We start from the raw sequence: 25,912 nt of genomic DNA, 5'->3' as shown, positions 1-25,912 counted from the left end.
CACCTTGCAGCTCCGCTCACCGCAGCCCATCGACCAGGCACGGAGCATGGGAACCTTCCTGCCACGGGTGACAGGAAGGTTCCCATGCCTCACGCCCCACGGGCGGTGATCACTCGCCGGGGCGCCACCCCGCGACGCCGCCCGGGACAGGGGCGTCGCTGGCGTACGGCGTGCGGGTGAAGATGAAGGTGTTCAGGTCGAGGTAGGCGGGAGTGCCCTCCGCATCTCGCCCGATCCGCAGTGTTTCCCCTGCGTAGTAGCCGTCCAGGCCGGTCCAGGTGCCGTCGGGGTTGGGCCGGAACCGCGATGCCCGGCCCCTCCCCTTCGACGGGGAGAGGTCGAGCAGACCGTCGGGGCGGACACGCAGCACGTACGGGCTCGGGCCCCAGTACCACTGGCCGGTGAGCTCGAGCAGCCGCATGTCCACGTCGGCGCGGGGCTCCCAGGCCTCAGGGATTCGCGGTTCGTGCTGGGCGAGCAGGTCAAGCAGGTCCGTGGAGAACGTTCCGCTCATCCCCGCGGTCGTGTTCGCCATGAAGATCACACCGGTGGCGTCATCCGGGTCCGACCAGAGGTTCGCGACGAAACCAGGCATCGACCCGGTGTGTCCGGCCAGGCGTCGCCCGCGGTACCGCATGAGCTGCAGGCCGAGTCCGTAGCCGCCCCGCCATTCCGGTCCGTCGTCCACCGAGCCGGGGGTGCGCATTTCGAGGACCGTGTCGGGGTGCAGCACTTCGCCGGTGTCGCCACCCACGAACCGAACCCACCGAACCATGTCGTCGAACGTCGACCACAGCTGGCCAGCCGGGGCCATGGCTCCAGCGTCTTCCGCTGGTTCAGGCAGCACGACGTCCGCCCACGGGTGAACGGCCAATCCCTCGGCGTGGGGTGCGACCGGCTCCAGCGTCGTGCGCTTCATGCCCAGCGGAGCCAAGATCTCGCGTTGCATGACCTCGTGCCACGGGGCACCGCGCAGCCGCGCCACAAGCTCCCCCAGCACTCCGAAGCCAACGTTGGAGTAGTGGAAACCGTGGTTCGGCGTGGGGCGCAGTGCGCTTGCGTCGATCCCGGCGAGCAGCTCCTCAGCGCTGCCACCCGGCGTCCGCTCCCACCACTGGCCAGCCGGTTCGGCCGTCAGGCCGCTGGACTGCGAAAGGAGCGAGCCGATGCTGCGCTTGCCGATCGAAGTGCCCGGCACGTAGTCGTCGAGCCTGTCGGCCAAGTCGAGCCGACCTTCGTCGCGCAGGCGCATCACCAGCACCGCGACGAACGTCTTCGTGATTGAACCGATCCGGTACTGGGTGTCGGTGCTCGACGGCTGACCGCCGACCTTGCCTCGGGAATCGACCCAGATCGTTTCACCATCCCGGACCAGTCCCGCGATCAGCGAGGGGATCCGGTTCTCACTCTGCTCCACCGCCAGGCGCCGCAGCAGCGCACGCTGGGTGGAGGGCAGCAGACTCGTCACCATGAGCCCCATGCTTTCACTTCCCGCCGCCGCGCATCGAGGTGTGCGGCAAGTGACAGGAAGGTTCCCATGCTCACGGCCCCGTCACGGACGGCTGCGGCGGTTGACGCCGCGGGAGATCCCGGACTTCTGCACTTGGAAGCGCACCGGGAGCTTGCCGAGCAGTATGAGCACCAGGATCAGCAGGGCGAGGACGAGCCAGCCGGTCCAACCGAGTAGCCCGACTGATGCGTTGTCGACCGGGTGCCCGGCTTGGCTGAAGACGATGGTCAGGCCTGCCGCGGCGTTGAGGAAGCCGTGTGCGATCGCCGCTGGCCAGACGCTTCCGGAGGTGAGCCTCAGCCAGCCGAGCAGCGTGCCGACCAGGGTGCAGAAGCACATCATCATCAGGAACGCGACGACGATCGGGACCGTCGGGTAGTTGAACCCGAGGACCAGCACGGGGCCGTGCCAGAGCCCCCAGAGCACACCGGTGGTGAGGAACGCGCCCGGCTGCCCGAGAGGCAGCAGGGCTTTCACCAGGTAGCCGCGCCAGCCCAGCTCCTCGCCCAGCGCCGGGATGACCTGCAGCCATCCCAGCCCGAATACCTGGGCGATCTGGATGAGCGCCAGCGTGCCCGGTGAGGTCTGCGGCTCGGCGCCGATCGGGCCATGTCCGATCTGCTCGGCCAGCCCGGAGAAGCCGGTCCAGTCGGCCTGGTAGATGCCGAGGAGGTAGCCAACCATGAGGGCGAACACCATGACCAGTGGTGGCCCGAGCCACCCGACCAGTATGTGCGGCCACCACTTCCTGATCCCGCCGGGGTTGGTCAGCCCGATGCTGCGCAGCGGTTTGGGCTGCGGGCTTATCCACTTGCCGACCACCAGCGCTGCTACCGCGGGCATGAACATCATGGCGATGAGCACGAGAGGTGCCCAGGTCCACGACAGTCCTTCGCCGGTGAGCCACAGCGGCAAGGTCAACAGCCATGCCGGTAAGTAGGCGATCATGACAAAGCTGACCACGCCGCGAACATCGACTCGATCTCGCTCGGTGCTCACGGAGGCATTCTGCCAGCCCTTCCTTAGCGCCAGCTGAGGCTCGGCGTCGGCGAGCATGGGAACCTTCCTGTCACCGAACTGACAGGAAGGTTCCCATGCTCGCGTGCTGAGGGCGGGCCACCAGCGAGACCGGGCTGTTCTCATTCCCTGCAGGTGATGGTCCGCGCGAGCCGGGATGCGACGAAAGGGGAAGAGCGCGAGTCACCCCACCTGCGGGCAGGGTTTTCCTGACATCGGGATCAATCGAACGCGCCGGGTCTATTCCGGACGAACCCAAACCGAGTTCCAGAGAACGTGAACACCCGAACTCCAGCAACTCGGGAAGTCGCTGGAACTGCCTCTCGCGGACAAGCCCTTCTCATGCAACTGCCCGCACCCACCGTTTCGGAGGGCGCGGGCAGTTGGTGTTCAGATCCCCTGGATCAGCCTGGCAGTGGTGCGACGGGGAGGCCTTCGTGGATCCGGTTCATCGCTGCGAACCAGGTCCGCGCCGGCACCTTGCCGCCGTAGATGTTGCCGCCGTTCTTGCCGCAGAGGTGCGGGGGCGCGTCACCACCGCTGTCGCAGATGCCCTGGGGGCTGCGACCATCGGAGTAGGTCAGGACCGCACCCGACATCTGCGGGGTGGCGGCGAGGAAAGCAGCCGACTGGTGCGCCTGGGTGGTTCCGGTCTTGCCGATCATCGGCCGGTTCCAGCCCGCCGCCTGAGCGGCTGCGCGCGAGGTGCCGTCGGTGTCGTCCTTGCTCATGCCCTGCGCCAGCGCCGCGGCCACCTGCGGGGAGACCGCCTGCTCGCACTTCGGTTCGTTGAGCTGGACCGGGTTGCCGTGCCGGTCCAGGACCTCCTCGATCGGCGTCGGCGGGCAGTACACGCCCTCGCTCATGATCGTGGCGCCGACGTTCGACAGCTCCAGGACGCTGGTCGGGCTGTAGCCGAGCGTGAACGCCCCGCGGTTGCCCTTCTTGATGGCTTCTGCCTGGGAAGGTCCGTTCGAGCCGTCCGCCTTGAGGTTCTGGCCGCTGGTGTTGACCCGGTTCATCCCGTTGCGCAGGCCGAGCCGTGAGGCCATGTCGACCACGTTGTTGAGGCCAACCCGTTCGGAGAGCGCCACGAACGCCGTGTTCGGCGATGTCGCGAGCGCCATCTGCAGCGTCCTCGGCCCCGGCGTCACGCCGTCGGCGTTGCTGACCGTGTAGGGCGCGTTGCCGTTCCGGTAGACGCGGGAGGTGTACGAGGCGGGCACGTCGATCACGTCGTGGATGCCCATGCCCTGTTCGATCGCGGCAGCAGCGGTGAAGATCTTGTACACCGAACCCGCACCGAACGGTTGCACGCGGCTGACGATGTCGTAGGCCGTCTGCCCCTTGCTCGCGTCGTTGCCGTAGTCGCGGTTGGCGACCAGCGCCCGCACCTTGTGCTTGTCCTTGCCCGGTTCGACGACCGCCATGGCGTTGGCGATGCCTTCGGTCTGGGTGGGCACCTGGGCCTCCGCCGCCTCCTTGGCGGCGTCGGTGGCCTTGCGGTCGAGCGTCGTGCGGATGGTGTAGCCACCGGTCTTCAACGCGTCGGAGTCGATGCCGGCCCGCTTGAGGTAGTCCCTGACGTACTCGCAGAAGAAGCCGTCGGTGGTGCCGTCACCGAGGCCGACGCAGCCGTTCGGCGGACGGCCCAGCGGGGACAGGGTGCCGAGCGGCTCCTGCTTGGCCCGCTCGGCGTCCTCCTTGGTGATGAACTTGTTGTTGGTGGGGTCCGTCATCAGGTCGATGACGAGGTCGCGCCGCACCTTCGCGTCCTCCGGGTTGCTGTTGGGGTTCAGCGATCCCGGCTGGTTGACGATCGCGGCGAGCAGCGCGGACTGGGCGATGGTGAGCTTGTCCGGCGTGGTGCCGAAGTAGGTCTGCGCGGCCGCGCCGACGCCGAAGGTCTGGTTACCGAACGGCACCACGTTGAGGTACCCGGTGAGGATCTCCTCCTTGGTCATGGTGCGCTCGAGCTCGACGGCGATCTTGGCCTCGCGCAGCTTTCGGGCAATCGTGGTCTCCTTGGCCTTCTCGGCCTCGATCGGGTTGTCCGCCCCGGCGACCACGTGCACGAGGTAGTTCTTCACGTACTGCTGCGTGATGGTGGATGCGCCCTGCGCCGCTTCACCGCTGCTGAGGTTGGTGGCCAGCGCGCGCATCGTGCCGTGCCAGTCGACGCCCCCGTGGTCCCAGAAGCGCTTGTCCTCGACGGCGGTGATCGCCGCCTTCATGTACTCGGAGATCTCGTCGGGGCGGGTTTCGACGCGGTAGTCCTGGAAGAAGTACGCGATCGGTTGGCCGTCCTTGTCGGTGACGGTCGACACCTGCGGCATGTCCTGCCGAGCGAGCGAGCCCGACATCTTGGACATGGCGTCGGTCGTCTGGTTGACCATCGCCCCGGCACCGGTCGCCATCGGCAGCAGCAATGCCGCCACCAGCACGCCAGCCAGGACGCACAGCCCGAACATCTTCAACAGCACGCCGCTGCGCACGCCCGCCCCAATCATCAAGTGTCCACCCGGCTCGACCACTTACCGCCGGTCGAAGCGCCCACCTGGAACCCGTCTCACCGGTTCACCGACCGGCCGGGGAGCATCCCGTCGACATCCGCCTCAGCAGCACCAGACGGCACCTGCTCCTCTTACGACGCCAGTCAATTCTTGATATCACATCGACCGGTCCAGCCGACGATGCGCCGAATGGTCCAGCACCCCGATCACGCCCACTCCAGCGGTCCGGATCACTACACTTGGTGACCGATCAATTCGACCGCGTGGAGGAGAAATGACCGATCCTTTCCTGGATTCGCTGGCCACCGCACTCGCCGGGCAAGCGGCGACAGCGCTGGGTGCCGCGGGGAAGGCCGCGCTGGAGAAGGTTCGCGAGCTCCTCCGGCGGAGGTCGGAACGCGACCCTGAGACGAAGGCCGCACTCGAAGCCGCCGAGCGCCCGGACGCGGACCGGCCGCAGATCACCGCTCTCGCCGAGCGGCTCGACCAGGTCTGCGCGGAGGACGCCGATTTCGCCGAGCAGCTGCGTGCGGAGGGCGCCGAGGTGCACAACGCGATCTCGGCCGCCGACGACAGCGTGGTCAACATCAACCACGGGCAGGTCAAGAACCTGGTTCAGACCCGCGAGTTCAACGGCAACATCACGTTCAACTAGCGCGCCGGTCTGATTCGTTGAGCTCGGCCAGGTACTTGTTGTAGGCGGCGAGCTCCGGATCGTCCTCTTCCGCGACGCGCGGCGCCGGAGGCGGTACCAGGGGCCGCTTCCGGCGCACCGCGGGCTGCTCCGCTGGCGTTTCAGGCGCGCTGTCCGCCTCGGCGGGCGGGGCGGATTCCTGCTCTTCCCGCTCCCGGCTCAGGTCCATGCGCATCACGCGGATCCACAGGAAGATCGTGAACGCCCCGAACAGCGGCCACTGCAGCGCATAGCCGAGGTTCTGGAAGCTCCCGCCGGCTTCGTGCGCACGGTCCCACTGCCACACGGCCAGGAAGCCGGTGGTGATCGTGGCCGCGATGAACAGCACGTGCAGAAGCAGCCAGCGCGGGGTCAAGAGGCTGCGGAACACACTTCGCATTCTAGGCGCATCCACCCGGTCGGGAATTCCGGCTTCATCACGCACCGCGCACAGCGCCGGACTGGGCTTCCGCGCCGGGGGTTCGACACGGATACGCGAAGTGTGTTCGCAATCACAGCAGCTCGGCTGGTTCGGACACCTACGGCCGGGGCGTGGTGACAAGAAGGTTCCCATGCTCCCGAAGCCACCCGCCCCCGTGGATGACAGGAAGGTTCCCATGCTCGAGGTGCCGGACACGGCTGGTCGGGGCGTGATGACAGGAAGGTTCCCTTCCTCTCAACTGCGGCGGCGGCTGAGGGCCAGCGGGGCGCAGGCGGCGATGAGGACGGCCGTGATCACGAAGGTGGACGGGTAGCCGGACAGGGCGATCAGGACGCCGAAGCCGAGGGAGCCGAGGCCCTGGCCCGCGTCGTAGGCGATGTTCCAAGCCGTGCTGGCCACCCTCGACTCGGTCCGGTCAAACATCAAGACGAGGGTCGCGTTCTGCACCGCGCCGAAGCCAGCGCCGAACGCGGCCGCGCCGAGCAGGGAAGCCGGGTCCGCGCCCCACGAGGCCACCGCGAGCACCCCGGCGCCGAGCGCGGACAGCAGCACCGCCGGGATCACGATGCGGCTCTGGCCGACGCGATCACCGAGCTGTCCCGCTCCCCAGCGGCCGAGCATCGTGGCGGCACCGAAGATCATCAGCGCTGCTGGGGCCACCGATCCGCCGACGGCCAGGGGCAGGAAGGCGATGATCCCGCCAGCTCCAACGGCCAGGACCGTCATGACCGCCCAAGACGGCAGCAACGCGAGCGGGAAGGTCGTGGTGCTCTGCTTGTCCGCAGGTTGCCGGGTCGGCACGCGGGCCATGCCGACCAGCGCGGCCGTGGCGGCGACCGGCAGGGCGCCAGCGATCCAGAACAGCGGGGCGAACCCGACCTGCTGGGTCAGCCACACCCCCACCGGCAGGAGCGCCATGTTCGGCAGCCCCACCGAGAGCCCGTACAGCCCCGCGGCGCGACCACGCTGCTCGATCGGCACGAGTTCGGCCACCAGGGCGGCACCGGTCACGGTGAGCAGCCCGAAGCCGATGCCGCGCACGCTCGACACGCCGAGCAGCAGCCACAGGTCGCCGGACAGGGCGTACAGCGGCGTCGGCGCGCCGATCAGGATCGTGCCGAGCCCGAAGGAGACCCGGTGGTCGATGCGCTTGAGCAGCCACGGCATGCAGAGCTGTGTGATGACCGTCACCAGCATGAAGACGGCGTTCGTCGCGCCCGCCGCGACCTCGCCAGCACCGCCGGCCACCGCCCACAGCGGCAGCACCGGCATCAGCAGGATGTACCCGGCGAAACCACCGACCGTGGCCACCAGCAGCCGCCGGAACGAGCCGTGCCGCAGTGGTGACCTGTTCCGCTCGCGTGGTTCGACCGAGACTCGCACTGGTAATTGATAGGCCCGAACCGCGCCCCCTGTCCATCCCTGCCTTCGCCCGAGATGTCCCCTGCTGGTCGATTGTGGCTTTGATCGCGATCGGTTTGGCTGGGTCCGTCCCAGCAACGGCAAGGAGTCCTGCATGCATCGGATGCGAGTACTGGCACTGGCCGCCGTGGTCGCGGGTTCGGCGTTCATCCCCGCGACGGCCACCGCACCGCTGACGTCGGCCGCGCCGCCGCCGTGCAGCGAGGAGCCGCGCGAGAACCCGATCTCGGAGTTCACCAGCTACGACGAGCTCCTGGTCGAGCTCGACCGGATCGAGCGCGTCAGTGCGGGCCGGGTCGCAGTGGAGAAGGTCGGCGAGTCCAACCGGGGACGCGACATGCTGCTGGCACGGGTCGGCAGCGGCCCGAAGGTGGTGTTGATCACCGCCGAGATCCACGGCAACGAGAAGACCGGTCCGGACGCGGCCCTGGACCTCCTGGACTACCTGGGCACGTCGAACTCCGCGCACGCCCGGAAGATCCGCGAGCAGCTGACCGTGGTGGCGATGCCGAAGATCAACCCCGATGCCGGGGCGCTGGACCGGCGCGGCAACGACATGACGTGGGAGGAAGCGCAGGCACGCTTCCCGCAGCTGGTGACCGCGCAGGCGCCGTGGAACTACTACACCGAGCAGCGGCAGGGCGACGACTACTCGCAGCGCCCCGGTTTCGACGTCAACCGCGACTACAACCCGAACCTCGACTACCAGCCGCAGCCGCAGGACTTCCCCGGCGCCAGCGACGAGCCGGGCTGGTTCCTCAGCCCGGAGACCCAGGCGGTGCGCGACGTGTACAAGTCGCTGCGGGACGAGTTCGGCGCGGTCGACACCTACATCGACCTGCACCACCAGGGTGCCTGCTACACGGTTCCGGGCACCGACCGCTTCGTGACGATGAGCCTCTCCGGCAGGTTCGTCGCCGACCCGGCCACCCCGGAGGGCTCCGCGTACGCCGAGTTCGCCGACACCTACCGACCGGACTACTCCAAGCAGCTCAACGTGGCCGCCTACAACGCGCTGCAGGCCGCGGCCAACCAGAACCCCGACTTCGGCAACATCACGCTGTACCCGCAGGACACCAACCTGCCCGGCACCGGCCTGGGCTCGTTCCAGCTCAACGGCAGCGGCGCGGTGCTGTTCGAGGTGCGCGGCCAGACCCAGACCCTCGGTGAGCAGCACCGGAAGATGCTCACCCGCGCGGTCTACATCGGCCTCGACGGGATTCTCTCGTCGATCGCCAGCGGCCAGGTGGGCAACCTCGACCCGGCCGACTACGACCGGATCCCGCCCACCGACCGCGGCCCGCAGGCCAAGAGCACGATCACCGAGATCGAGAACTGACGCCCTGAACTGAGCGGAGTTCGCACCACCTCGCGCGGTGCGGGCTCCGCCCGTCGGGTCCACCCAGCCCACCGGAGCGGCCGACGGCTGCGGTGGGTGACAGGAAGGTTCCCATCCTCACGTCACCGCACGGCTGCTCCGGGCACGGATGACAGGAAGGTTCCCATGCTCACGTCACCGCGCGGGACGGTCAGGAGCGGAGGTCGTCCAGGGCTGCTTCGGCTGCCGCCAGCTCCGCGCGCAGTTGCTCTACGCGGGCTCGCTGCTGTTCCCGGGCCGCTTCGATCAGGGGCTCGACTGCTGCTGCGACGTCTTCGTGCAGCACCTTCGCGGCTTGCGCCACCGAGCCAGCTGGGACCTGCGTCGGCTTCAGCACCCGCTTCTTCGGGGTGCTGACCTCCACGCTCCACTGGCCCTCGTCGTCGGCCGTCAGCGTCACCGTCGCGCCGCCGACCGCCTTCGGCGGGCGCGGTTTGCGCCGGGCTGCCGCCCCGGCTGCCGACTTGTCCGCGGCGCTCGGCTTCGCCGCTTCCGCGGCGGGCTTCGCCGGGCTCGTCTGCTTCGCCGCGGTCGACGCGGGCTTCGCCGACGTGGTGGTCGAGCTGCGCGGCAGCGTCGCTCCCACCGCCTTGGGCTTGGGCTCGCTGGGGGCGGGCTTCGGTGGCTCGGGCGCAGCGCGCTTGCGGGGTGGTTTCACCTTCGTGACCTCCGCCGCGGAGAAGGACAGGACGTCCTTCGAACCGGCCGGGCGGACCTGGATGAAGTCGCCCTCGGCCGGTTCGCTGAGCGAGATCACCTTTCCCGATCGCCCTTCTGGCACACCGACGGCCGAGCTGGTGAACCACACCGTCGGCGTGGTCCCGGCGTTCAGCTCGTCGCGGATCTCGCGGACTTCGTCGGACGACAGCGGTGACATGGCCACACCTTGCTCAAGGGTGAGCCCCGGAGGGGCTGCTCGGCAGTGACCCCACGACTATATCGAACGTCCGTGCGAAGCTTCAACGACCCCGGGCCGCGGTGATCTCGTAGTCGGCCGGGTCCGCCTTGCGCGTGCGCAGCCAGTACTTCCAGGTGAAACCGGGCCAGATGGTGCGGTTGACACCGTTCTCGTCGAGGTACCAGCTGCGGCAGCCGCCCGCCGACCACACCGCGTCGCCGAGTTCGGACTGGATCTCGCTGTTGAAGTCGTCCTGCACCGACTGGCGGACGTCGACCTGCCCCACCTCGCCGCGGCAGATCGGCCGCAGGCAGCCCAGCACGTAGTTGAGCTGCGACTCGATCATGAACACCACGGAGTTGTGGCCGAGCCCGGTGTTCGGCCCCAGCAGGAAGAAGAGGTTCGGGAAGCCGGAGACGGTGATGCCCAGGTAGGCCTCCATCCCGTTGCGCCACGTGTCCTGGAGCTTGCGCCCGTCGCGGCCGACGATGCTCAGGTGGTCGAAGGCGTCGGTGACGTGGAAGCCGGTGCCGTAGATGATCGCGTCCACCGGGTGCTCCTGGCCGTCGCCGGTGACCACGGAGTTCTTCCGGACCTCGGCGACCCCGCTGGTCACCAGATCCACGTTGGCCCGGTTCAGCGCCGGGTAGTAGTCGCTGGAGAGCAGGATCCGCTTGCAACCCATGGAGTAGTCCGGGGTGACCGCGGCGCGCACCGCCGGGTCCTTGACCGCCTTGCGGATGTAGCGCTTCGACAGGTGCTCGGCAAGCTTGCCGAGGCGCTTGTTGAACACCGCGAAGTAGCGCGCTTCCAACGTCCAGTAGAGCGCGGCGCGGGCTGCTCGTTGGACCAGCGGCACCCGACGGAAGAGCCGCTGCACGGACTCGGGGACGGGGCGGTCGGGTTTGGGCTGGATCCACGGTGGCGTGCGCTGGAACAGGTGCAGCTTGGCGACCTGCTTGGCGATCTGCGGCACGAACTGGATCGCGCTGGCGCCGGTGCCGATGACCGCGACGCGCTTGCCGCTCAGCTCGTAGTCGTGGTTCCACTCCGCGGAGTGGAACACCTCGCCCTCGAAGTCCTGGACGCCCGGCAGTTCCGGGTAGCTCGGGATGTGCAGCGCACCTACCCCGGAGACCAGCGCCTTGCCGAAGTACTCGGTGCCGTCCTTGGTGGTCACGCGCCAGGTCTGGGCGTCCTCGTCGTACTCGGCGCCGGTGAACTCCACGCCGTGGTGGATGTGGTCGCGCACCCGGTACTTGTCCGCGCAGCGCTGCAGGTAGTCGGAGATCTCGCCCTGCCGGGCGAACATCCGCGACCAGTTCGGGTTCTGCTCGAAGGAGAAGGAGTACATCAGCGACGGCACGTCGCAGGCGCAGCCCGGGTAGGTGTTGTCGCGCCAGGTCCCGCCGAGGTCCTCGGCCTTCTCCAGGACGATGAAGTCCTCGATCCCGGCCTGCTTGAGCTTGATGGCCATGCCCAGACCGGAGAACCCGGTGCCCACGATGACCACCGAGGTCCGGTAGCTGCGCTGGGCCTTCGACTGCCGTTGCACCATCAGGGCCTCCTCGGACACCGGCACGACTGATCTACTCGGCAGTAGGCTACTACGAGTAGGTTACTTGCGGTAGGGTGATCTCGTGCGGACCCAGCAAGCATCGACCGGCCGGCGCAAGCGGATGTCGCGGGCCGAGCGGGAGCAGCAGATCCTCGGCGTGGCCGAGGAGGTGTTCGCCGCCGACGGCTACCAGGCGACCTCCATGGACGACATCGCGGCGCGGGTCGGCCTGTCCAAACCGATGCTCTACGAGTACTTCGGTTCCAAGGAAGGCCTGCTGCTGGCCTGCCTGCAGCGGTGCAAGCGGGAGCTCATCGAGGCCAGCACCGTCGCGGCCGCCGGGGCGGAGAACCCAGAGCAGCTCATGCACGACTGCCTGCTGGCGTTCTTCAAGTTCGGCGACGAGCACGCGCAGGCCTGGGCGCTGCTGCGCAACGAGTCCGCCGTGCCCAACGCCTCGGTGAGCTCGGAACTCGAGGCCATCCGGTTGCAGCAGCGGGACTTCACCGCCGGACTGCTCGAGGCCGCCCGCCCCGACCTGGACCGCGAGCAGCTGGAGGCATTCGCGGAGGCGATCATCGGCGCCTGCGAGCGGCTCGCCCTGTGGCGGGAGCAACGGCCTGAAGTCACCCCGGAGAAGGCGACCGAGCACCTGATGGCGCTGTTCGCGCCGAGCTTGGCGCAGAACCTCTGACGACGACCTTATTCACTCGTTCAGGTTGTCCCTGGTCCGCCGGGGTCAAGATCTTTCCAGGGTCCTCCGATACCGAGTCAGCTGTACCAACGCATCCGACCCTAGGAGAACAGATCTTGCGCCCCTGGACCACGCGCACAGTACAGGCAGCCGTTGTGGCCGCGGGGTTCGCCGCAGTCGGTACCGGTGCCGCCTCCGCCGCGGAGACCACCGAACTGCCGAAGCCGGACCTGTCGTCGATTCCGGACCAGATCGGGTTCACCGTCCCGGTCAACGCCTGCCAGACCCAGAACGGGCCCGGGTTCAGCCCGGTCAAGGCCCCGTGCGCGGACGCGCAGCTGCACGCGAACTCCCCGAACCTGGTCAAGCAGGTCGGTGTGGACATCACCACCACCGGCCACGGGGTGGCCAACGAGCTGCGCGACGGCCGCCCGCTGTTGGCGCCCGGCAAGCCGAACCAGGTGCTGGGCCACGTCTTCGCCGAGGGCAACCGGCTGACCGGCATGACCAAGACCCGCCCGACCATCGGCGCTTCGGCCACCCCCGAGCACCTCGGCCTGCTCCACGAGCGGACCCCGAACGCCACCCTGCTCGACGCCGAGGTCGGGCCCCGCAAGCCCGACCACCAGGGTGTGTCCGCGGCGGACACCGCGGTCGCCGTGACCGCCGCGCAGGGGTTCGAGGCGGAGCCGGTGGCCAGCCCGGTCGGCGTGGTCGCGCCGACGCTGGAGCGCAACCCGCTCAACGCCCCCGGTCAGGCGATGCCGCTGCCCAAGCCTGACGAGCTGGTGCCGGCGGTGCGCGAGATCCCGCCGCTGGCCGAACTCGACAAGGGCCTGGGCGGTGGTGCCGACGAGCTCTCCACCCAGCTCACCAGCCGCGTCCCGGCGAAGCCGGTGCACCAGATCACCGGCGTGCTGCACCCGACCGTGGAGAAGGTCGCGAACACCCTGTAACACGGTTCTGCTGCGCGAAGCGGCTCCGGATCCCCGATCCGGAGCCGCTTTTCTTCTTGCCGGAGAACAATTGCGTGATCTTGATTGGCTGCTTCCTGATCACGCCGCAGAAACATGGCGAACCAATCTCCCAGCAGCCGCCATCCGTTCTCCCTCGACCGAGCCGCCCGGCAGCCGGTTGCTCCGCGCGGGCTCTGACGTGAGGAAGGGAACTTCTCACCGGCAAATCGGACAGCAAGTGTTCCCCCAGGTCAGGCCCGGTGTTGTCGATCTCGATACGGCCGCTGCTACTCGTAGCGCTACACAAGATCATCACCGGGCCTGATCCTGAGTTAGGCATCGCCGATGCGCTGTGCTCATGACCGAAAGGGACATGAGCAGTGGGTTACGCACGACAACTCGCCTCGGGCAGCTGGGCTGCCTACTACAGGGAGCCGGTGGCCGATGCGTCCGGCCGACGGCTGTGCGCTCGGGTGCCGGAGTCGCCGGACTACCCGGCGAAGGCCACGGCTAAGGCGGCTGCGGATGCGTACGAGCTACATCTGAGGGCGATCTCCGCCGACCTGGACGCCGAGGTCGCTCCCCGGCGCGGGACGGTGACGCTGGACGCCTACGCGCCTGGTGCCATCGACCGGACTCCCGATCTTGCCCCCAGCGCCCGCAAGACCTACAAGAAGGCGGTGCGCAGCGCCGGGCAGCAGCACTTCGGTGAAGGCTTCCCGGTGGACCGGCTGACCGCCGACGCGGTCGAGCGCTACTACTCCACCATCGGGCACCTCCGAGCGAAGACGAGGCAGACCCGGATCATCGCACTGAAGACTGTGGCCCGGCGGGCTGTCAAGGACGGCCTGCTGGCTCCTGAGCACCACCCGGCGCACTGGGACATCATGGTGCGCGGGGACCAGTCCATCCGCCGACGCCTGCTGACTGACGACGAGCTGGACCGGCTTGCCGCCGCGATGCCGCCGCACCTGTGGGCCGCAGTGATCATCGGCCATGACACGGGATTGCGAGTTTCGGAACTTGCGGCCCTTACGCTGACCTCTATCGAGTACGCCGACGATGGGCGAGCGTACTTGTGGATTACGCGAACAACGAACTGCGGCGGAAACGAACTGATTCCGCATGTGAAAAACATGGTGATCCGCCGCGTGTCGCTCAGCCCTCGGGCTTTGGCGGCGTGGGAATACCACGTCAGCCACTTTGTCCCCGAGGGGCATACAAGGATGTTCTGGAAAGGTTCGAATGGAAAGCGTCGTCTTGCCCCGGCGGGCACGGGATACCTCACCCGCGCAATGCAGAAATGTCGCGAACGCGCACAAATTGACCGCATGTCCGACTCGGGGCGGAACCCCCTCGTTGGATGGCACGATCTGCGTCGCGCCTTTGCCACGAAAATCTACCGAGTCACCTATGACGTTCGGAAAGTGCAGAAAATGATGGGGCACGCCACCGTCGCGATGACGATGCGGTACATCCAGGACTTCGAGCACGAGCAGGAGCAGCGGGAGGCGGTCGACCTGGCCTTCGGCGAGGCCCTGCCGACACCCCCGCTATACCTCGCCGCCGCGCCCGCGGGTGATGCTCCAGACGGGCGAGCGGACGCACACCCAATCACAGAGTGTGCCGCCTGACCAGGGGCTATCCACATCGCCTCATGGCGATGCACCCGGCGTGGCGCTGCTCCGACCGGGTGGCGTTGCGAAAAAATTTCGCGCAGTCCGACGGGCTCGGCGGGTTGGTCGAGGTGTTGATCAACCCGCCGACTCTTTGCGCTGGTCTTGGGGTGTCAAGGCGCAGTTTTCTCACTATCTGAACGGTGTTTTGTGGTCGCCTTGTGGTGTCTTTGTGGTGTCCCCGCGTGGCTGATGTTGTGCTCTCGCGTGTGCGCGATGAAGATCGCCGCTCGTTGACGTTCCCGCGACGCGAGGTTAAAGATCGGAGACGCAACCGGGGACCGAGCACAGCGCAAACACCGTGCAAGGAGATGCAAGATCACTACGCCCCCAGGAAGGGGACCTGGGGATAGTCGCAAGGAGCACCACATGCCCAAGGGGAAGAGTCATCCAGTGGGGGTCAGGGCAGTCGAGACTCCGACTAGCGAAATTGTGCTGCCGGGTACGACCGTCTATTTGTACTTGGGGCAAGAGGTCGTAAACCGGCAGGGCGCGCAGGAGATTCTTGGCATTGGCCCGAAGACGATGCGGGAATTGGTCACCAACGGAGAAATCGCTCTCCTGCGAAAAGGCGTGGGACGGCAGTGCGATCTCATCGAGGTGGCCGAACTGGAGCGCTACCGCGATCGGCTGCGTGCGAGAGGTTTGCAGGAACGTGACCGCCGGGCGCGCAACGCCAAGCGGCTCCAGCACTCCGGGCGCTGATTATCGAACTGACTATCGATAACAGTCGTTCAGGTCGGTTAATCGCCAGGTCAAGGACGGTCCAAATTGTCTAGTGCGACAGGAATCTCAACTGAAATCGGCACGGGCGTGCCGGAATCTAGCCCGACGCCGATCCTGGACGAGTTGATGGCCGAGGTGGACGTCGACCCGTTCGCTCTGTGCGCCGACGTCCAGGCCACGTTGGACGAGCGGCAGCCGGAGTTCCTCGCCGAGCTGCTGGCGACCGCCGAGGCCGACGGGCCATGAGTGCGCACATGCTGCTGCGCTGCGACGACCCCGACTGCACGGCCCTCTACCTCGATGACACCACCACCTGCTGGGTGCTGCGCCTGCGTGCCCGCGAGGACGGCTGGTGCATCGACGAGCGAGGCGACTTCTGCCCAAACCACGCTGACGAGGTGAAACCACATGGACCAGACGCAGCAGGAAGCCAGATCAAGACCGAGATGGACGCAGCTCTGACGACCTTCCGGGGCCTGGTCATGGATCGGCTGCTCGACCAGCCCACGCTGCCCCGGCTTAAGGAGTACATCGAGGACGGCGACCCGTCGCGGAAGATGTGGATGCTGACCGTCGGTGGCGCGTTGTCGACCGCTGATCTCACCTACCAGATCACCGGGTTCAGCAATGAGGAGGCGTTCTACTTCCTCGACGCCGGGCAACTTCCCTCCGATGCCGACGCCAACGAGGTCGCCGCTACCCAGCTGTGGGCGGCTGCCCTCAACGATGACCCGGCACTCGGCAGCGACATCCTCAGCGCGCACCATGCGGTCGAAGGCGATCAGGGAATCGTCGCTGTCATCCAGGTCCTGATGGAGATCTACCGGCAGCTCCTGCTCGTCGCGGCGGTGATGGCATGAGCCTGACCGATCACGCCAACCGTGCCGCCGTGCTGCACCTGATGGCCGAGGCGTTCACCACCGCCGCCAAGAACGAGAAGACCGCGACGCTGGCGGAGATGACGGGTCGTGGCACGCTGTACCCGACGCTGCCGGACGGCACCGAGATCGCCGCCGTCACGGTCCCACGCTCGGCGACCAAGGTGGTCATCACCGACGAACGCGCCCTCGCGGATTGGGTCGCCGAGCGCTACCCGACCGAGGTCGAGACCGTGCCGGTGGTGCGCCCGGCGTTCCTGGAACAGCTGAAGAACTTCTCGAAGGCAGCGGGCGAGCCCTGCGCGCCGGACGGGACGCTGGACATCCCCGGCATGGAAGTCGTCACCGCGCCGCCCGCGGCTGCCCGGGTGACTCCGACTGAGCACGGCCGCCAGCTCGCGGAACAGATCGTCGCGCAGGCCCAGAGCAACGCGGTGGGCTACCTGGCCGGGCGGGAGATCGGAGGCCAGTCGTGAGTCTGGAGGACTACGAGCCGGTCCAGGATCGCCTCGCGATGTTCTGGCAGGACCATCCGCAGGGACGGGTGGCGACCGAGCTGTTCCACCGGGACGAGTCGCAGTTCATCTTCCGCGCCGAGCTCTTCCGCCACGAGGAGGACGAACGGCCCTCCGCGACAGGCTGGGCCGGGGAGGTCGTCGGGTCAAGCAAGGTCAATCAGACCTCCGCGCTAGAGAACTGCGAGACCTCCGCACTCGGCCGGGGCCTGGCGAACTTGGGCTACGCCTCCAAGGGAGTCCGTCCGTCACGGGAGGAGATGCGCCGGGTCGAATCAGCCGCCGAACCGCCTCCGCAGGCCCCGGCGATGCGCGCCGAAATCGCGGCGCTGGCGCAGGAGAAGGGCTACAGCCTGGAGACGATCGAGTCCGACTTCCGGCGCGTGATGAACGGCGCGGACATCCGCACCGCAGGGGTCGCCGAGCTGGCTGAGTACAAGCAGCGGCTCGGCGACTACAAGGCGGCCGAGGAGCGGTCATGACCGCGCCGCTGAACCCGGTGCAGATCGAGAACAACATCAGGACCTGCGCCGACCGCATCCACGAGGGAGTCACGGTCTGCACCGAGCGCGAGAGGTCCGCCCGCAAGGCCCGCCGCGACTACGACGCCGCCTACGCGCAGGCGTACCTCGAAGCTCCTGGCCCGGCGCACGAGAAGAAGTACCGGGCCGAGCTGGCGACTCGGGAGCAGCGTGAACAGGCCGAGGAGGCCGAGGTGCTGTTCAAGTACGCCGAGCGCACCGCCAAGGCCGTCGACTCGGAATTGAGGTCCTGGCAATCAGTCGGCGCGAGCGTGCGGCTGATGTACGGCGTCGAAACGGGGGTGGGGCGATGAGCCAGCGCCGCGCCCGCGACCTGGTGGCGGCCCGCTCCGGGTGGATCTGCGAGGTCTGCGGCTCCGCCGCCGCCACCAACTTCCACCACCGCAAGAACGCCTCGCAGGGCGGCCTGTGGCTGCCCTCCAACGGGTTGCACTTGTGCGGTTCGGGCACGACCGGATGCCACGGCCGCATCACCCAGAACCCGGCGGATTCCTACCGGCTGGGCTGGTCCGTTCCGTCCTGGCAGGACCCGAAGGAGGTCCCCGTGTTCGTGTTCAGCCACGGCATGGTCCTGCTCGATGACGCGGGCCGGTACCTGCACACCGACCTGGAGGTCCCATGCCGCGCGTCGTGAACGGCCGCACCGTCATCGCCGACGAGCCCACCCTCGCCCCGATCGCCGCGAAGAACGGCACCCCGATCTACTGGCAGCAGATCCGCACGCTGACCTTGACCGACGGCTCGGTGATCTACGGGTGCAAGCACTGCGACTACACCAGCCCGAACCCCAACAGCGTCCGCCCGCATCTGAACCAGCACCGCAAGGACAAGCTGGCGAGTTTCGGCACCAACGGCGAGGACAACGTGGCCCAGGTGCTCGCGCAGCTGGCCAAGCTGCAGGAAATCACCGAGGACCGCGATGAGTGGAAGCGCCGTGCCCAGAAGGCCGACCGCGACCTGCGGGCGATCCGCCGGGCGATCGGAGGCGGCGATGCCTGAGCCCGGCGAGCAGCTGCAGCTGCTCGGCACCGAATCCGTGCTCGCGGCCGAGGTCGCGGTCCACCGCAGCACCTTCCTGGAGCACGCCGAAGCCGCCTTGGCCGAGCTGATCCGGGAGCGCTGCGAGTTCACCGCGGATGCGCTTCGCGAGCGCGTGCCGCCCGAGGTGCAGCCGCACCATCCGAACGTCTTGCCCGCGATCATCCAGGCCGCCGCCCGGCGGGGCGAGATCGTGCCGGTCCGATGGGAGCCCTCGTCGCGCCCGTCCCGGCACGCCTCGGTCAACCGCGTCTGGATCGCCGCCGGAGAGCAGCCGTGACCGGCGAGCACTCAAACGTCCTCCCCCTGAACGCCCCGGCGCGAGCGGAGCTGTGGCGGCGCAACCAGCTTGCGCTGTCCCTGCTCGCGCACCGTCCCTACACCCGCGCCACCGCCGACCTCCTCGGCCGTGTGCTGCGGGGCGAACCGATCGAAGACCTGGAGGTGACCCGATGAGCGGGGACGCCCTGGTGGCCGCGCTCAAAAGCCGGGTCGGCCCGGCTGAGAAGCGGCTCGTGCTGCTGTGCCTGGCCGACTGCGCGGGAATCCACAACGAGGTGCTGATCAACTACCCGACTCTTCGGCGTTGGACGGCGCTTCCGGATGAGGACATCGAGGACGCCGTGCGGGCGCTCATTGTCGACGGGGTGCTGGTGGACACCAACGAACACGTCGGCCGAAAGCCCTTGTACGTACTGGACTTTGGTGGTGTGCGGCAATGAGCGTGGAGCTGTTGAACGTGGTGCTGCGCTCGGACCTCGCGCCGCTGGCCAAGAGGATGGTCGCCACCGCGCTGGCCAGCGTCGCGCCGCCGGAGGCGCTGACCGTGTACCCGTCGGTGGCCCACATCGCCGACCTGGCGGGCGTGGGCCGCTCCACGGTGCGCAAGTACCTCGCCGAGCTGGAGCGAGACGGGGTGATCACCCGTACCCCGCGCAGCAACTCCTCGAACATCTACAAGTTCCATCCCGAGCGTTTCCGCCCGGCGACACGGAGCGCCACGAGTCGGGAGGTTCCGCCGGAGTCCGAGCAGGCCCCGGAACCGGCCACAGAGGACACCGCACCCCGCCAGGAGCCGGAGGAGCAAGCCCCGGCTACCCCTCCACCGCATGGACCCCACCCCTCCAGCTCGTGGACCCAGAAGGGGAATAGAAGGGGAACTGAAAGGTCATTGGATGGGGACGCGCCCGCGCCGAAGCCGACGCGGCACAAACCCCGGTCCCGGCTCCCGTACGACTGGCGCCCCACCGACGCCCACCGCGCCTTCGCCGCCGAACACCACCTCGACATCGACCGCGAGGCGTTCCGGTTCCGGCATCACGCCGACGCCACCGGGCGACTGATGGCCAACTGGAACGCCGCGTTCACGACCTGGCTGGACAAGGCTCGGGACCTTCGCCCGGCCGGCTCACCGCGGACCGAGGACTGGCGGAGGTTCTGCGAGCAATGAGCACGATCTGCGACGTCGCCGCCGAGGAGGCCCTGCTCGGCGCGGTGCTGTGGAAACGCCGAGGCAGCGGGTCCCGCGCTGCGGGCCGTCCCGCCGGATGCGTGGTGGCGGCCGATCAACCAGCTGCTGGCCACGGTGCTGACCAACATGCTGGTGCGCGGCGAGCCGATCGACCCGACCACGGTGCTGTCCCAGCTCATCGCCGACGGCCTGTTAACCCAGATCGACGGCTCCTACCTGGCCCGGCTCTACACCGGGTTCGTCGTCGTCGACCACGCACCGACCTACGCCGCGAGGATCACCGAGCTGGCCGCACAGCGGAACCTGGTGATGACCATGCAGCGCAACGTCGAGATGCTGGAGGGCGAGTTCGCCGCCGACGACCGGATCGACACCCACACCGCGGTCGCCCGGCTGCGCACTGCCTGCGACGAAGCCGAGCGCAGTGCCCAGGCCACCACCTACGACCCGACCTCGCTGAGCGACCTGCTCGCGGGCGAGGACCAGTACCACTGGCTGGTGCCCGGCCTGCTGGAACGCGGCGACCGGATGGTGCTCACCGGGGCCGAAGGCAGCGGCAAGTCCGTGTTGGTCTCCCAGATCGCGAGCGCTTTGTGCGGCGGCCTGCACCCGTTCACCGGCACCCTGCTCGGCGACGGCAGCCAGCAGATCCGCGTGCTGGTGGTCGACACCGAGAACAGCGAGGCGCAGACCCGCCGTCGCTACCGCCGCCTGGTCCGCAGCGTCGATGGCCTGCGTTTCCACGCCGACCGGCCGCCCGTGGACTGGGCGCACCAGTTCTTCGTGGAGATCCGCCCGCAGGGCCTCGACCTCACCCGGGGAGCCGACGTCGCGTGGCTGGAACGGGCGATGTCAGCGACCGCGCCGGATCTGCTGGTCATCGGCCCGCTGTACCGGCTGCACCACGGCGACCCCAACGACGAGCGCCTGGCCCGCGAGCTGGTGCACGTCCTGGACTCGGTTCGGGTGCGGCACAACTGCGCGCTGATCACCGAGGCGCATGCCGGGCACGCCACCGACGCCAACGGCGACCGCCGGATGCGGCCCTCCGGCTCGTCGCTGTGGCTGCGCTGGCCGGAGTACGGCTACGGGCTGCGGCGCGCCAAGGACCAGGGCGATCTCGGCACCGGGGAGCTGGCCCGCCGCAACCGGGAGCGCCCTGTGAAGGTCGACGTCGTGGCCTGGCGCGGCTCCCGCGAAGAACGCAGCTGGCCCACCTCGCTGCAGCACGGGCAGACGCTGCCGTGGACGCCAGCCGACCCCGACTACTACCTCTACGCCGACAGGTTGAAGGAGTTCTGACGTGGCAGGCGAAACCACCATCACCGTGGTCGGCAACCTCACCGCCGACCCGGAGCTGCGCTTCACCCCGTCCGGCGCGGCCGTCGCGAACTTCACCGTGGCCTCCACACCCCGCGCCTACGACCGCCAGTCCGCCGAGTGGAAGGACGGCGAGCCGCTGTTCCTGCGCTGCAGCATCTGGCGACAGGCCGCGGAGAACGTCACCGAATCGCTGACGCGCGGCATGCGAGTCATCGTGCTGGGCCGTCTGCGGCAGCGCTCGTTCCAGACCAAGGAGGGCGAGAAGCGGACCGTGGTCGAGCTGGACGTGGACGAGATCGGCCCGTCGCTGCGCTACGCCACCGCCACCGTGAACAAGCCCGACCGCCAGGGCGCGAAGACGAACCCACCGCCGACAGATCCGTGGGGAGCCGCGCCCGCCGGCCAGCCCAGCGGATTCGCCGACGAGCCCCCGTTCTGAGATGCGCGAACGCTGCTACGACGAGGACGGAAACCCCGAATGGCTCGCCGTGGGGCCAGCAGAACCGTACTGCGGCGACTGCCACGACCAGGGCTGCCGTTCCTGCGAACCAACGCAACTGCATGAGTTCACCAACCGTCTGCGGTGGCGACTCCACCGCCTGCGGACACGGCTCGAACGACTCCTCCACCCCGACCGATTCACCGACGACCAGCCGCCGTTCTGAAGCCAGCTCAGCATCGAACGCCGCTGATCAACCCGAGCAGGAGCACATCGTGACCACGACGACCCGCAGCCGCTCCGAGATCGGACGCGCCAACAACCGCAAGGGCAAGAACACCGAGCGGCGCGTCGTCGCTGGATATCTACGTGAGAGCGGCTGGCCAGACGCCGAGCGCAAGCCCGATCCCGGCTGGCGCAGCACCGACCGGGCCTGCCCGGACCTCGGGGACATCCGGGGCACCGACCGGCTGGTGTGGCAGGTCAAGGACCGCACCGACCTGTCCGGCCTGGACATCGTCCGGATTCTTGCCGAGACCGCCGAGCAGGCGATCGCAGCCGGAGCGGACTACGGGATCGTCATCCAACGCTGTGCGGGCAAGGCCGACCCTGGCAGGTGGTGGGCCTGGCTCCCCGTCGGCGACCTCGCCGCCCTGGTGGCCGCCGGGCAGCACGACTGGCCAGCGGTGCTCGACCCCCAGCTGCAGGTTCCGGCCCGCGTCGAACTCGCCGACCTGGTGCCGCTGCTGCACGCCGCTGGCTACGGAACACCGGAGGCTGCCGCATGACGACCTGGGCACGCCTCGTCCTCTTCACCGCCTCCGTCGCCGCGTTCGCCCTCGTCACCGCGCTGTGGGTGATCTACCGATGAGCACCTGCACCACCGGCTGCGGCCGCCCCACCGCCGACATGCTCGGCCAGAGCTGCCTCGGCGAACTCCTCGCCGCGCTCCGCGAGCTGATCAGCGATGGCAACGGCGGACGCGGGCTGATCGCCGAACTCGGCATCACGCTGTCCCGCCAGCACGTCATGGCCTCCGGCGCAGGCGTGGTCGCGCACTCGGCGACCACCCCGGTGCCGTTCCACGAAGCCGCCAGCGAGGTCGGCTGGGTGCTGGCCAACACCATCTCGACCTGGGCTCGGGAGGTCCACGAACGCAACCCGCACCTGCTGCCGCCCGCCGGGTCCACCGCGGCTGCGGTCGCGTGGCTGGTCGGCCTGCCCAACCTGCTCGCCCTGCACCCCGCCGCCGACGAGCTGCACGACGAGATCACCAGCATCGTCGCACGGGTGCGCCAGGTCATCGACCGACCGCCCGACCGGATCTACGCCGGACCGTGCGACGCGCACGTGGACGGCGAGCGGTGCCCGGACCACCTCTACGCCCGGCCCGGCTCCCGAGCAGTCCGCTGCGCGACCTGCGGCACCGACCACGACGTGGACGAACGCCGCCGCTGGATGATCGACTACGCCGCCGACCTCCGAGTCACCGCCACGGTCGCGCTCGGCTGGACCCGACTGCTGCTGGACAAAACCATCCCACGCGGCACCTGGGACTCTTGGGTCAGCCGGGGCCGGATCGTCCCGCACGGCACCGACGCCAGCGGACGCCCGGTCTTCCGGTTCGGCGACGTCCGCGACCTCGCGTTAGCGCACGTGAGTAAGCCTCGACACGCCGCCTGAGCTTGCGAAACGGCCGATCGACATGCAAGATCGGGGTTATCAGGTTCGAGGAGTATGGCTCCGCCCCCTCACCTGACAACCCCGATCTCCAAGTCGATCAGCCGACCTTGCCCACTCCGAGCGTCTTGCCCTCGTTGTCCAGCAACTCCACGCGGTAGCTCACGCCCGGCTCCCCGTCGATCTCGTCCAGCCCGAACGAATCGGGCAAGGCGTAGTCCGGCTCTACCGCCTGGCGCTTGACCTCAACCCAGCCATCGGTGGCCTCGTCGTATGCGTGGATCACCAGCACGGTCGGGAAGCTGAAACGCTCGCCCGCCTTGTAGCGGAGAACCGTCTCTTCGGCGAGTACCACGGTGCTGCCCGCATAACCAGCAGGCAGCTTGCCTTCATTGATCAGCTGGTGCACGTGAGACCGGTTGTACCCAAGGATGTCGGCCGCCTCGGTCACGGAGACGAGCTTGGGCAGAAGCGGGTCACGTACCATCCGGGTGTCTCCCTGTCTTGCCGACAACATGCAGGAAGACACGATAGCCCCGGCCGCTGCGCGACCGGGGCTGTCGTCTGTCACGGGTTCACCTCCTAAATGAAGATCGGGATACGGCAGGCCCGCTCGGTCTCGTTGCTGAGCAGGTAGGTCGGCAGGTGCACGCGGCCCTCCCAGAGCGCCCGGAACACCCGGTGCCAGCCGTCGACCACGACCACACCGCAATCCTCGCCAGCCTCCGACACCAACCGCGCGGCGATGATCGGCTTGCTCAGGTCGGTGGTCATCGCGTAGTCGATGTCGACGTGCACTCGGATCAGCGGCACGACGCCGGGCGGGTCCGGATGAAAAGGAAGCAGCTTCCCGAGACCGCTGATGTCACCTTCGGCGACCAACGTGGCAGCGCTTGGATCGTCCCTGATCAGCTCCTCGGCCGTGTCGACGCACCACTGCCAGGTCCCGAACCGGAAGGTCTGGCAGTCCTCGTGCATCGGTGAGTGCGTCATGTGCTCTCACCTCCCTCGATCGGCCGGATCGGGCCGGTGATGTTCTCGGCGAGCTTGCGGTACAGCTCCCAGAGGGACGTCCGCATCACCAGCGGCATCGGGAACCCCATACGCCTCTTGAAACTGTTGACGGCCCGCTTGACGACGCCCTGCCAGCGGTTCGCCTCAATCAGCAGCGCGCACCACTCGCAGGCCGCCCAATCACCGGAGCTGAACGACATCGGGGTGTTCGGCGGGGTGAAGGCGCGAGCAGGCACGACGAACCCGGCCACTCCGTCGGTGCAGAAGTCGCACCGTCCGCGCCACTCCGGCGGGGCCGCGACCGGCACCGGGTCGTGCCCGACACCGGAGCCGTCCATGAGATCGGACAGCGTGTGCTGGTAGGTCGCGCCGTCCTCGTTGGTGAAGGTGTCCAGGGCACGTTCGCACACCTTGCAGATAATCGGCCTGCTCACGACCAGCCCTCCTCATCGCCGATCTCGAACAGCAGGGCGGCCAGGCTGCCGTCGCCCTCGTTCCAGTCCTTGACCAGTTCGGCGGCCGTGACGTTGGCCAGGGCAACGACCTCCGGCACGGTGTAGTCCACTCGGGAGTGCGGGTTCTCCTTCACTGCGTGATGCCCGAACAGGATGGCGATCTTGCGCCGGACCTCCTGCGGGGCTGCGGATTCGCTCATCGATCGTCCTCGTTCTGAAGTGCGGCGAGCGCCGAGGACAGTGCGCGCAGCGCGTCCTCGGCAGCTTCGATCTGGTCCTTGGTGCCGCCCCACTGGAGGTAGACCTCGGAGGCGACACGGAAGAGGTGGGTGCGCCCGTCGGCGCACACCACCACTCCCTCGAATCGCACCGGGGGCCTCACGGGACCTCCTCGATCCAGTTCGGGTCGTGCGCCCCGTCCTTCTGGCGGTGCAGGTTCTCCAGGTGCTCGTCGAACTCCTCGCGGGAGTCGGACTCGTCGGACTCGTACCGTTCGAACAGCTCGCGCGGCGGCTCGTAGCCGCACGTGAAGCACCAGACTGGAACCGGGGCCGGGTGCCGGGCGGCGGCCCGTTCAGCCGCCGCCCGCACCTGGTGCTCGTCGTTCCAACCGCAAGGGCAGTACGCCACGTACGTTCCGCCCATGCGATCCACCGTGGGATAGCAGGACATCAGGACTCCTCGCGGGACGTGCCGTCCGCCCACTGGCTCCGCTGGAATCGGTCGATGCCCTCGCGGTAACCGGCCTCGAAGTCTGGGCCGGAGTACGAGTGCGCGCCGATGCCGTCCATCGGATTGCCGCCGTACGCCTCGGCGTAGTTCGCGGCATCCCAACCGCGGTCGACTCCGGCTGCGTACGCCTCGTCGTCTACCGCCTTCCGAAACTCCGGTCGTGGCCGGATGTTCCGACCCCGTCGCAACTTCATCCGTAATGCCTCCCTGCCTTGCTGGGTTTGCCTTGCCGACAAACCCAGATTGCAGATCAATCCGATGATTATATAGATAATGTAATGTGAATCACAACAAGCAGACAATCATCGGGTTTGCATCTAGTGTTTGTGGTGTCGGTAAGACAGCAACCACACCCCGGGGAG

35 protein-coding genes are annotated in these 25,912 nt (G+C 68.2%); 21 read left to right on the top strand and 14 right to left on the bottom strand.

What is annotated here, in order from left to right:
• Positions 1-109 precede the first annotated feature (109 nt).
• From ABT324_RS00835 to ABT324_RS00825, 3 genes are all read right to left on the bottom strand, one after another.
• On the bottom strand, positions 110-1,471 hold the full coding sequence (locus tag ABT324_RS00835; RefSeq protein WP_351169409.1) for a serine hydrolase domain-containing protein: 1,362 nt from the start codon (positions 1,469-1,471) through the stop codon (positions 110-112).
• An 81-nt stretch (positions 1,472-1,552) separates the two neighbouring features.
• Complete coding sequence (locus ABT324_RS00830; protein WP_351169406.1) at positions 1,553-2,509, bottom strand: CPBP family intramembrane glutamic endopeptidase; 957 nt, start codon at positions 2,507-2,509, stop codon at positions 1,553-1,555.
• Between the two features lie 422 nt (positions 2,510-2,931).
• The gene (locus ABT324_RS00825) at positions 2,932-5,037 is read right to left on the bottom strand and encodes a transglycosylase domain-containing protein (RefSeq protein WP_351169403.1); all 2,106 of its coding nucleotides are present in this window, start codon (positions 5,035-5,037) and stop codon (positions 2,932-2,934) included.
• Between the two features lie 277 nt (positions 5,038-5,314).
• Between ABT324_RS00825 and ABT324_RS00820 the strand changes: the two genes are divergently transcribed.
• Positions 5,315-5,695: a hypothetical protein gene (locus ABT324_RS00820; protein WP_351169400.1), complete on the top strand. Its 381-nt coding sequence runs from the start codon at positions 5,315-5,317 to the stop codon at positions 5,693-5,695.
• Here the strand turns inward: ABT324_RS00820 and ABT324_RS00815 are convergent.
• Positions 5,688-6,104, bottom strand: coding sequence for a hypothetical protein (locus ABT324_RS00815; protein ID WP_502949663.1), 417 nt, complete (start codon positions 6,102-6,104; stop codon positions 5,688-5,690). The genes ABT324_RS00820 and ABT324_RS00815 overlap by 8 nt on opposite strands.
• Before the next feature lie 285 nt (positions 6,105-6,389).
• Positions 6,390-7,538 carry an MFS transporter gene (locus ABT324_RS00810; protein WP_351169398.1) on the bottom strand — a complete coding sequence of 383 codons (1,149 nt, stop codon included), beginning with the start codon at positions 7,536-7,538 and terminating at the stop codon, positions 6,390-6,392.
• Between the two features lie 133 nt (positions 7,539-7,671).
• On the opposite strand from ABT324_RS00810, the gene ABT324_RS00805 reads away from it, so the two are divergent.
• Entirely contained in the window at positions 7,672-8,916 is a 1,245-nt protein-coding gene (locus ABT324_RS00805) for a M14 family zinc carboxypeptidase (protein WP_351169395.1), read from the top strand.
• 190 nt (positions 8,917-9,106) lie between these two features.
• On the opposite strand, the gene ABT324_RS00800 is transcribed toward ABT324_RS00805, so the two are convergent.
• Complete coding sequence (locus tag ABT324_RS00800) at positions 9,107-9,832, bottom strand: DUF6319 family protein (RefSeq protein ID WP_351169392.1); 726 nt, start codon at positions 9,830-9,832, stop codon at positions 9,107-9,109.
• An 82-nt stretch (positions 9,833-9,914) separates the two neighbouring features.
• Positions 9,915-11,411, bottom strand: a complete 1,497-nt coding sequence (locus ABT324_RS00795) for a flavin-containing monooxygenase (RefSeq protein WP_351169389.1) — start codon at positions 11,409-11,411, stop codon at positions 9,915-9,917.
• A gap of 82 nt (positions 11,412-11,493) precedes the next feature.
• Here ABT324_RS00795 and ABT324_RS00790 point away from each other — a divergent pair, with 82 nt between their 5' ends.
• From ABT324_RS00790 to ABT324_RS00700, 19 genes are all read left to right on the top strand, one after another.
• Positions 11,494-12,105 (top strand): TetR/AcrR family transcriptional regulator, encoded by a 612-nt coding sequence (locus ABT324_RS00790; RefSeq protein ID WP_351169386.1) that lies wholly within the window; start codon positions 11,494-11,496, stop codon positions 12,103-12,105.
• A 116-nt stretch (positions 12,106-12,221) separates the two neighbouring features.
• Positions 12,222-13,061: a hypothetical protein gene (locus tag ABT324_RS00785; RefSeq protein WP_351169383.1), complete on the top strand. Its 840-nt coding sequence runs from the start codon at positions 12,222-12,224 to the stop codon at positions 13,059-13,061.
• Between the two features lie 437 nt (positions 13,062-13,498).
• The gene (locus ABT324_RS00780; RefSeq protein WP_351169380.1) at positions 13,499-14,695 is read left to right on the top strand and encodes a tyrosine-type recombinase/integrase; all 1,197 of its coding nucleotides are present in this window, start codon (positions 13,499-13,501) and stop codon (positions 14,693-14,695) included.
• Between the two features lie 411 nt (positions 14,696-15,106).
• Positions 15,107-15,442: a helix-turn-helix domain-containing protein gene (locus ABT324_RS00775; RefSeq protein WP_351169377.1), complete on the top strand. Its 336-nt coding sequence runs from the start codon at positions 15,107-15,109 to the stop codon at positions 15,440-15,442.
• A gap of 108 nt (positions 15,443-15,550) precedes the next feature.
• Positions 15,551-15,709 (top strand): hypothetical protein, encoded by a 159-nt coding sequence (locus ABT324_RS00770; RefSeq protein WP_351169374.1) that lies wholly within the window; start codon positions 15,551-15,553, stop codon positions 15,707-15,709.
• Positions 15,710-15,717: 8 nt separating this feature from the next.
• Positions 15,718-16,323, top strand: coding sequence for a hypothetical protein (locus ABT324_RS00765; protein ID WP_351169371.1), 606 nt, complete (start codon positions 15,718-15,720; stop codon positions 16,321-16,323).
• Entirely contained in the window at positions 16,320-16,817 is a 498-nt protein-coding gene (locus tag ABT324_RS00760) for a hypothetical protein (RefSeq protein WP_351169368.1), read from the top strand. Before ABT324_RS00765 ends, ABT324_RS00760 begins: the two co-directional genes overlap by 4 nt.
• Positions 16,814-17,338, top strand: a complete 525-nt coding sequence (locus ABT324_RS00755) for a hypothetical protein (RefSeq protein ID WP_351169365.1) — start codon at positions 16,814-16,816, stop codon at positions 17,336-17,338. Before ABT324_RS00760 ends, ABT324_RS00755 begins: the two co-directional genes overlap by 4 nt.
• Positions 17,335-17,691, top strand: coding sequence for a hypothetical protein (locus tag ABT324_RS00750; protein ID WP_351169362.1), 357 nt, complete (start codon positions 17,335-17,337; stop codon positions 17,689-17,691). Before ABT324_RS00755 ends, ABT324_RS00750 begins: the two co-directional genes overlap by 4 nt.
• Complete coding sequence (locus tag ABT324_RS00745) at positions 17,688-18,032, top strand: hypothetical protein (RefSeq protein WP_351169359.1); 345 nt, start codon at positions 17,688-17,690, stop codon at positions 18,030-18,032. Before ABT324_RS00750 ends, ABT324_RS00745 begins: the two co-directional genes overlap by 4 nt.
• Positions 18,017-18,397: a hypothetical protein gene (locus tag ABT324_RS00740; protein ID WP_351169356.1), complete on the top strand. Its 381-nt coding sequence runs from the start codon at positions 18,017-18,019 to the stop codon at positions 18,395-18,397. The genes ABT324_RS00745 and ABT324_RS00740 overlap by 16 nt, the downstream gene beginning before the upstream one ends.
• Positions 18,390-18,716: a hypothetical protein gene (locus ABT324_RS00735; RefSeq protein WP_351169353.1), complete on the top strand. Its 327-nt coding sequence runs from the start codon at positions 18,390-18,392 to the stop codon at positions 18,714-18,716. Before ABT324_RS00740 ends, ABT324_RS00735 begins: the two co-directional genes overlap by 8 nt.
• Complete coding sequence (locus ABT324_RS00730) at positions 18,713-18,892, top strand: hypothetical protein (RefSeq protein ID WP_351169350.1); 180 nt, start codon at positions 18,713-18,715, stop codon at positions 18,890-18,892. Before ABT324_RS00735 ends, ABT324_RS00730 begins: the two co-directional genes overlap by 4 nt.
• Complete coding sequence (locus tag ABT324_RS00725) at positions 18,889-19,158, top strand: hypothetical protein (RefSeq protein WP_351169347.1); 270 nt, start codon at positions 18,889-18,891, stop codon at positions 19,156-19,158. The genes ABT324_RS00730 and ABT324_RS00725 overlap by 4 nt, the downstream gene beginning before the upstream one ends.
• On the top strand, positions 19,155-19,886 hold the full coding sequence (locus ABT324_RS00720) for a hypothetical protein (protein WP_351169344.1): 732 nt from the start codon (positions 19,155-19,157) through the stop codon (positions 19,884-19,886). Before ABT324_RS00725 ends, ABT324_RS00720 begins: the two co-directional genes overlap by 4 nt.
• Before the next feature lie 135 nt (positions 19,887-20,021).
• Positions 20,022-21,209 carry an AAA family ATPase gene (locus ABT324_RS00715; RefSeq protein ID WP_351169341.1) on the top strand — a complete coding sequence of 396 codons (1,188 nt, stop codon included), beginning with the start codon at positions 20,022-20,024 and terminating at the stop codon, positions 21,207-21,209.
• Position 21,210: 1 nt separating this feature from the next.
• Positions 21,211-21,669: a single-stranded DNA-binding protein gene (locus tag ABT324_RS00710; protein ID WP_351169338.1), complete on the top strand. Its 459-nt coding sequence runs from the start codon at positions 21,211-21,213 to the stop codon at positions 21,667-21,669.
• Between the two features lie 275 nt (positions 21,670-21,944).
• Positions 21,945-22,457: a hypothetical protein gene (locus ABT324_RS00705; protein ID WP_351169335.1), complete on the top strand. Its 513-nt coding sequence runs from the start codon at positions 21,945-21,947 to the stop codon at positions 22,455-22,457.
• A 79-nt stretch (positions 22,458-22,536) separates the two neighbouring features.
• The gene (locus tag ABT324_RS00700; RefSeq protein ID WP_351169332.1) at positions 22,537-23,352 is read left to right on the top strand and encodes a hypothetical protein; all 816 of its coding nucleotides are present in this window, start codon (positions 22,537-22,539) and stop codon (positions 23,350-23,352) included.
• Between the two features lie 97 nt (positions 23,353-23,449).
• On the opposite strand, the gene ABT324_RS00695 is transcribed toward ABT324_RS00700, so the two are convergent.
• Genes ABT324_RS00695 through ABT324_RS00665 form a run of 7 tightly spaced genes read right to left on the bottom strand, consistent with a single transcriptional unit; the run spans position 23,450 to position 25,744 of the window.
• The gene (locus tag ABT324_RS00695; protein WP_351169329.1) at positions 23,450-23,920 is read right to left on the bottom strand and encodes a helix-turn-helix domain-containing protein; all 471 of its coding nucleotides are present in this window, start codon (positions 23,918-23,920) and stop codon (positions 23,450-23,452) included.
• Between the two features lie 11 nt (positions 23,921-23,931).
• Complete coding sequence (locus ABT324_RS00690; protein WP_351169326.1) at positions 23,932-24,342, bottom strand: hypothetical protein; 411 nt, start codon at positions 24,340-24,342, stop codon at positions 23,932-23,934.
• Complete coding sequence (locus tag ABT324_RS00685) at positions 24,339-24,797, bottom strand: hypothetical protein (protein WP_351169323.1); 459 nt, start codon at positions 24,795-24,797, stop codon at positions 24,339-24,341. The genes ABT324_RS00690 and ABT324_RS00685 overlap by 4 nt, the downstream gene beginning before the upstream one ends.
• On the bottom strand, positions 24,794-25,018 hold the full coding sequence (locus ABT324_RS00680) for a M14 family metallopeptidase (protein ID WP_351169320.1): 225 nt from the start codon (positions 25,016-25,018) through the stop codon (positions 24,794-24,796). The genes ABT324_RS00685 and ABT324_RS00680 overlap by 4 nt, the downstream gene beginning before the upstream one ends.
• On the bottom strand, positions 25,015-25,188 hold the full coding sequence (locus ABT324_RS00675; protein WP_351169317.1) for a hypothetical protein: 174 nt from the start codon (positions 25,186-25,188) through the stop codon (positions 25,015-25,017). Before ABT324_RS00675 ends, ABT324_RS00680 begins: the two co-directional genes overlap by 4 nt.
• 8 nt (positions 25,189-25,196) lie before the next feature.
• Positions 25,197-25,463: a hypothetical protein gene (locus ABT324_RS00670; RefSeq protein WP_351169314.1), complete on the bottom strand. Its 267-nt coding sequence runs from the start codon at positions 25,461-25,463 to the stop codon at positions 25,197-25,199.
• Between the two features lie 26 nt (positions 25,464-25,489).
• Positions 25,490-25,744, bottom strand: a complete 255-nt coding sequence (locus ABT324_RS00665) for a hypothetical protein (protein ID WP_351169311.1) — start codon at positions 25,742-25,744, stop codon at positions 25,490-25,492.
• Between the last annotated feature and the right edge of the window lie 168 nt (positions 25,745-25,912).

Origin of the sequence: Saccharopolyspora sp. NPDC000359 (assembly GCF_040300525.1) — a bacterium.
In the GTDB taxonomy this organism is placed as follows: Bacteria; Actinomycetota; Actinomycetes; order Mycobacteriales; family Pseudonocardiaceae; genus Saccharopolyspora.
Note: the sequence above shows the minus strand (reverse complement) of the source record. Positions and strands in the feature narration are given on the sequence as shown.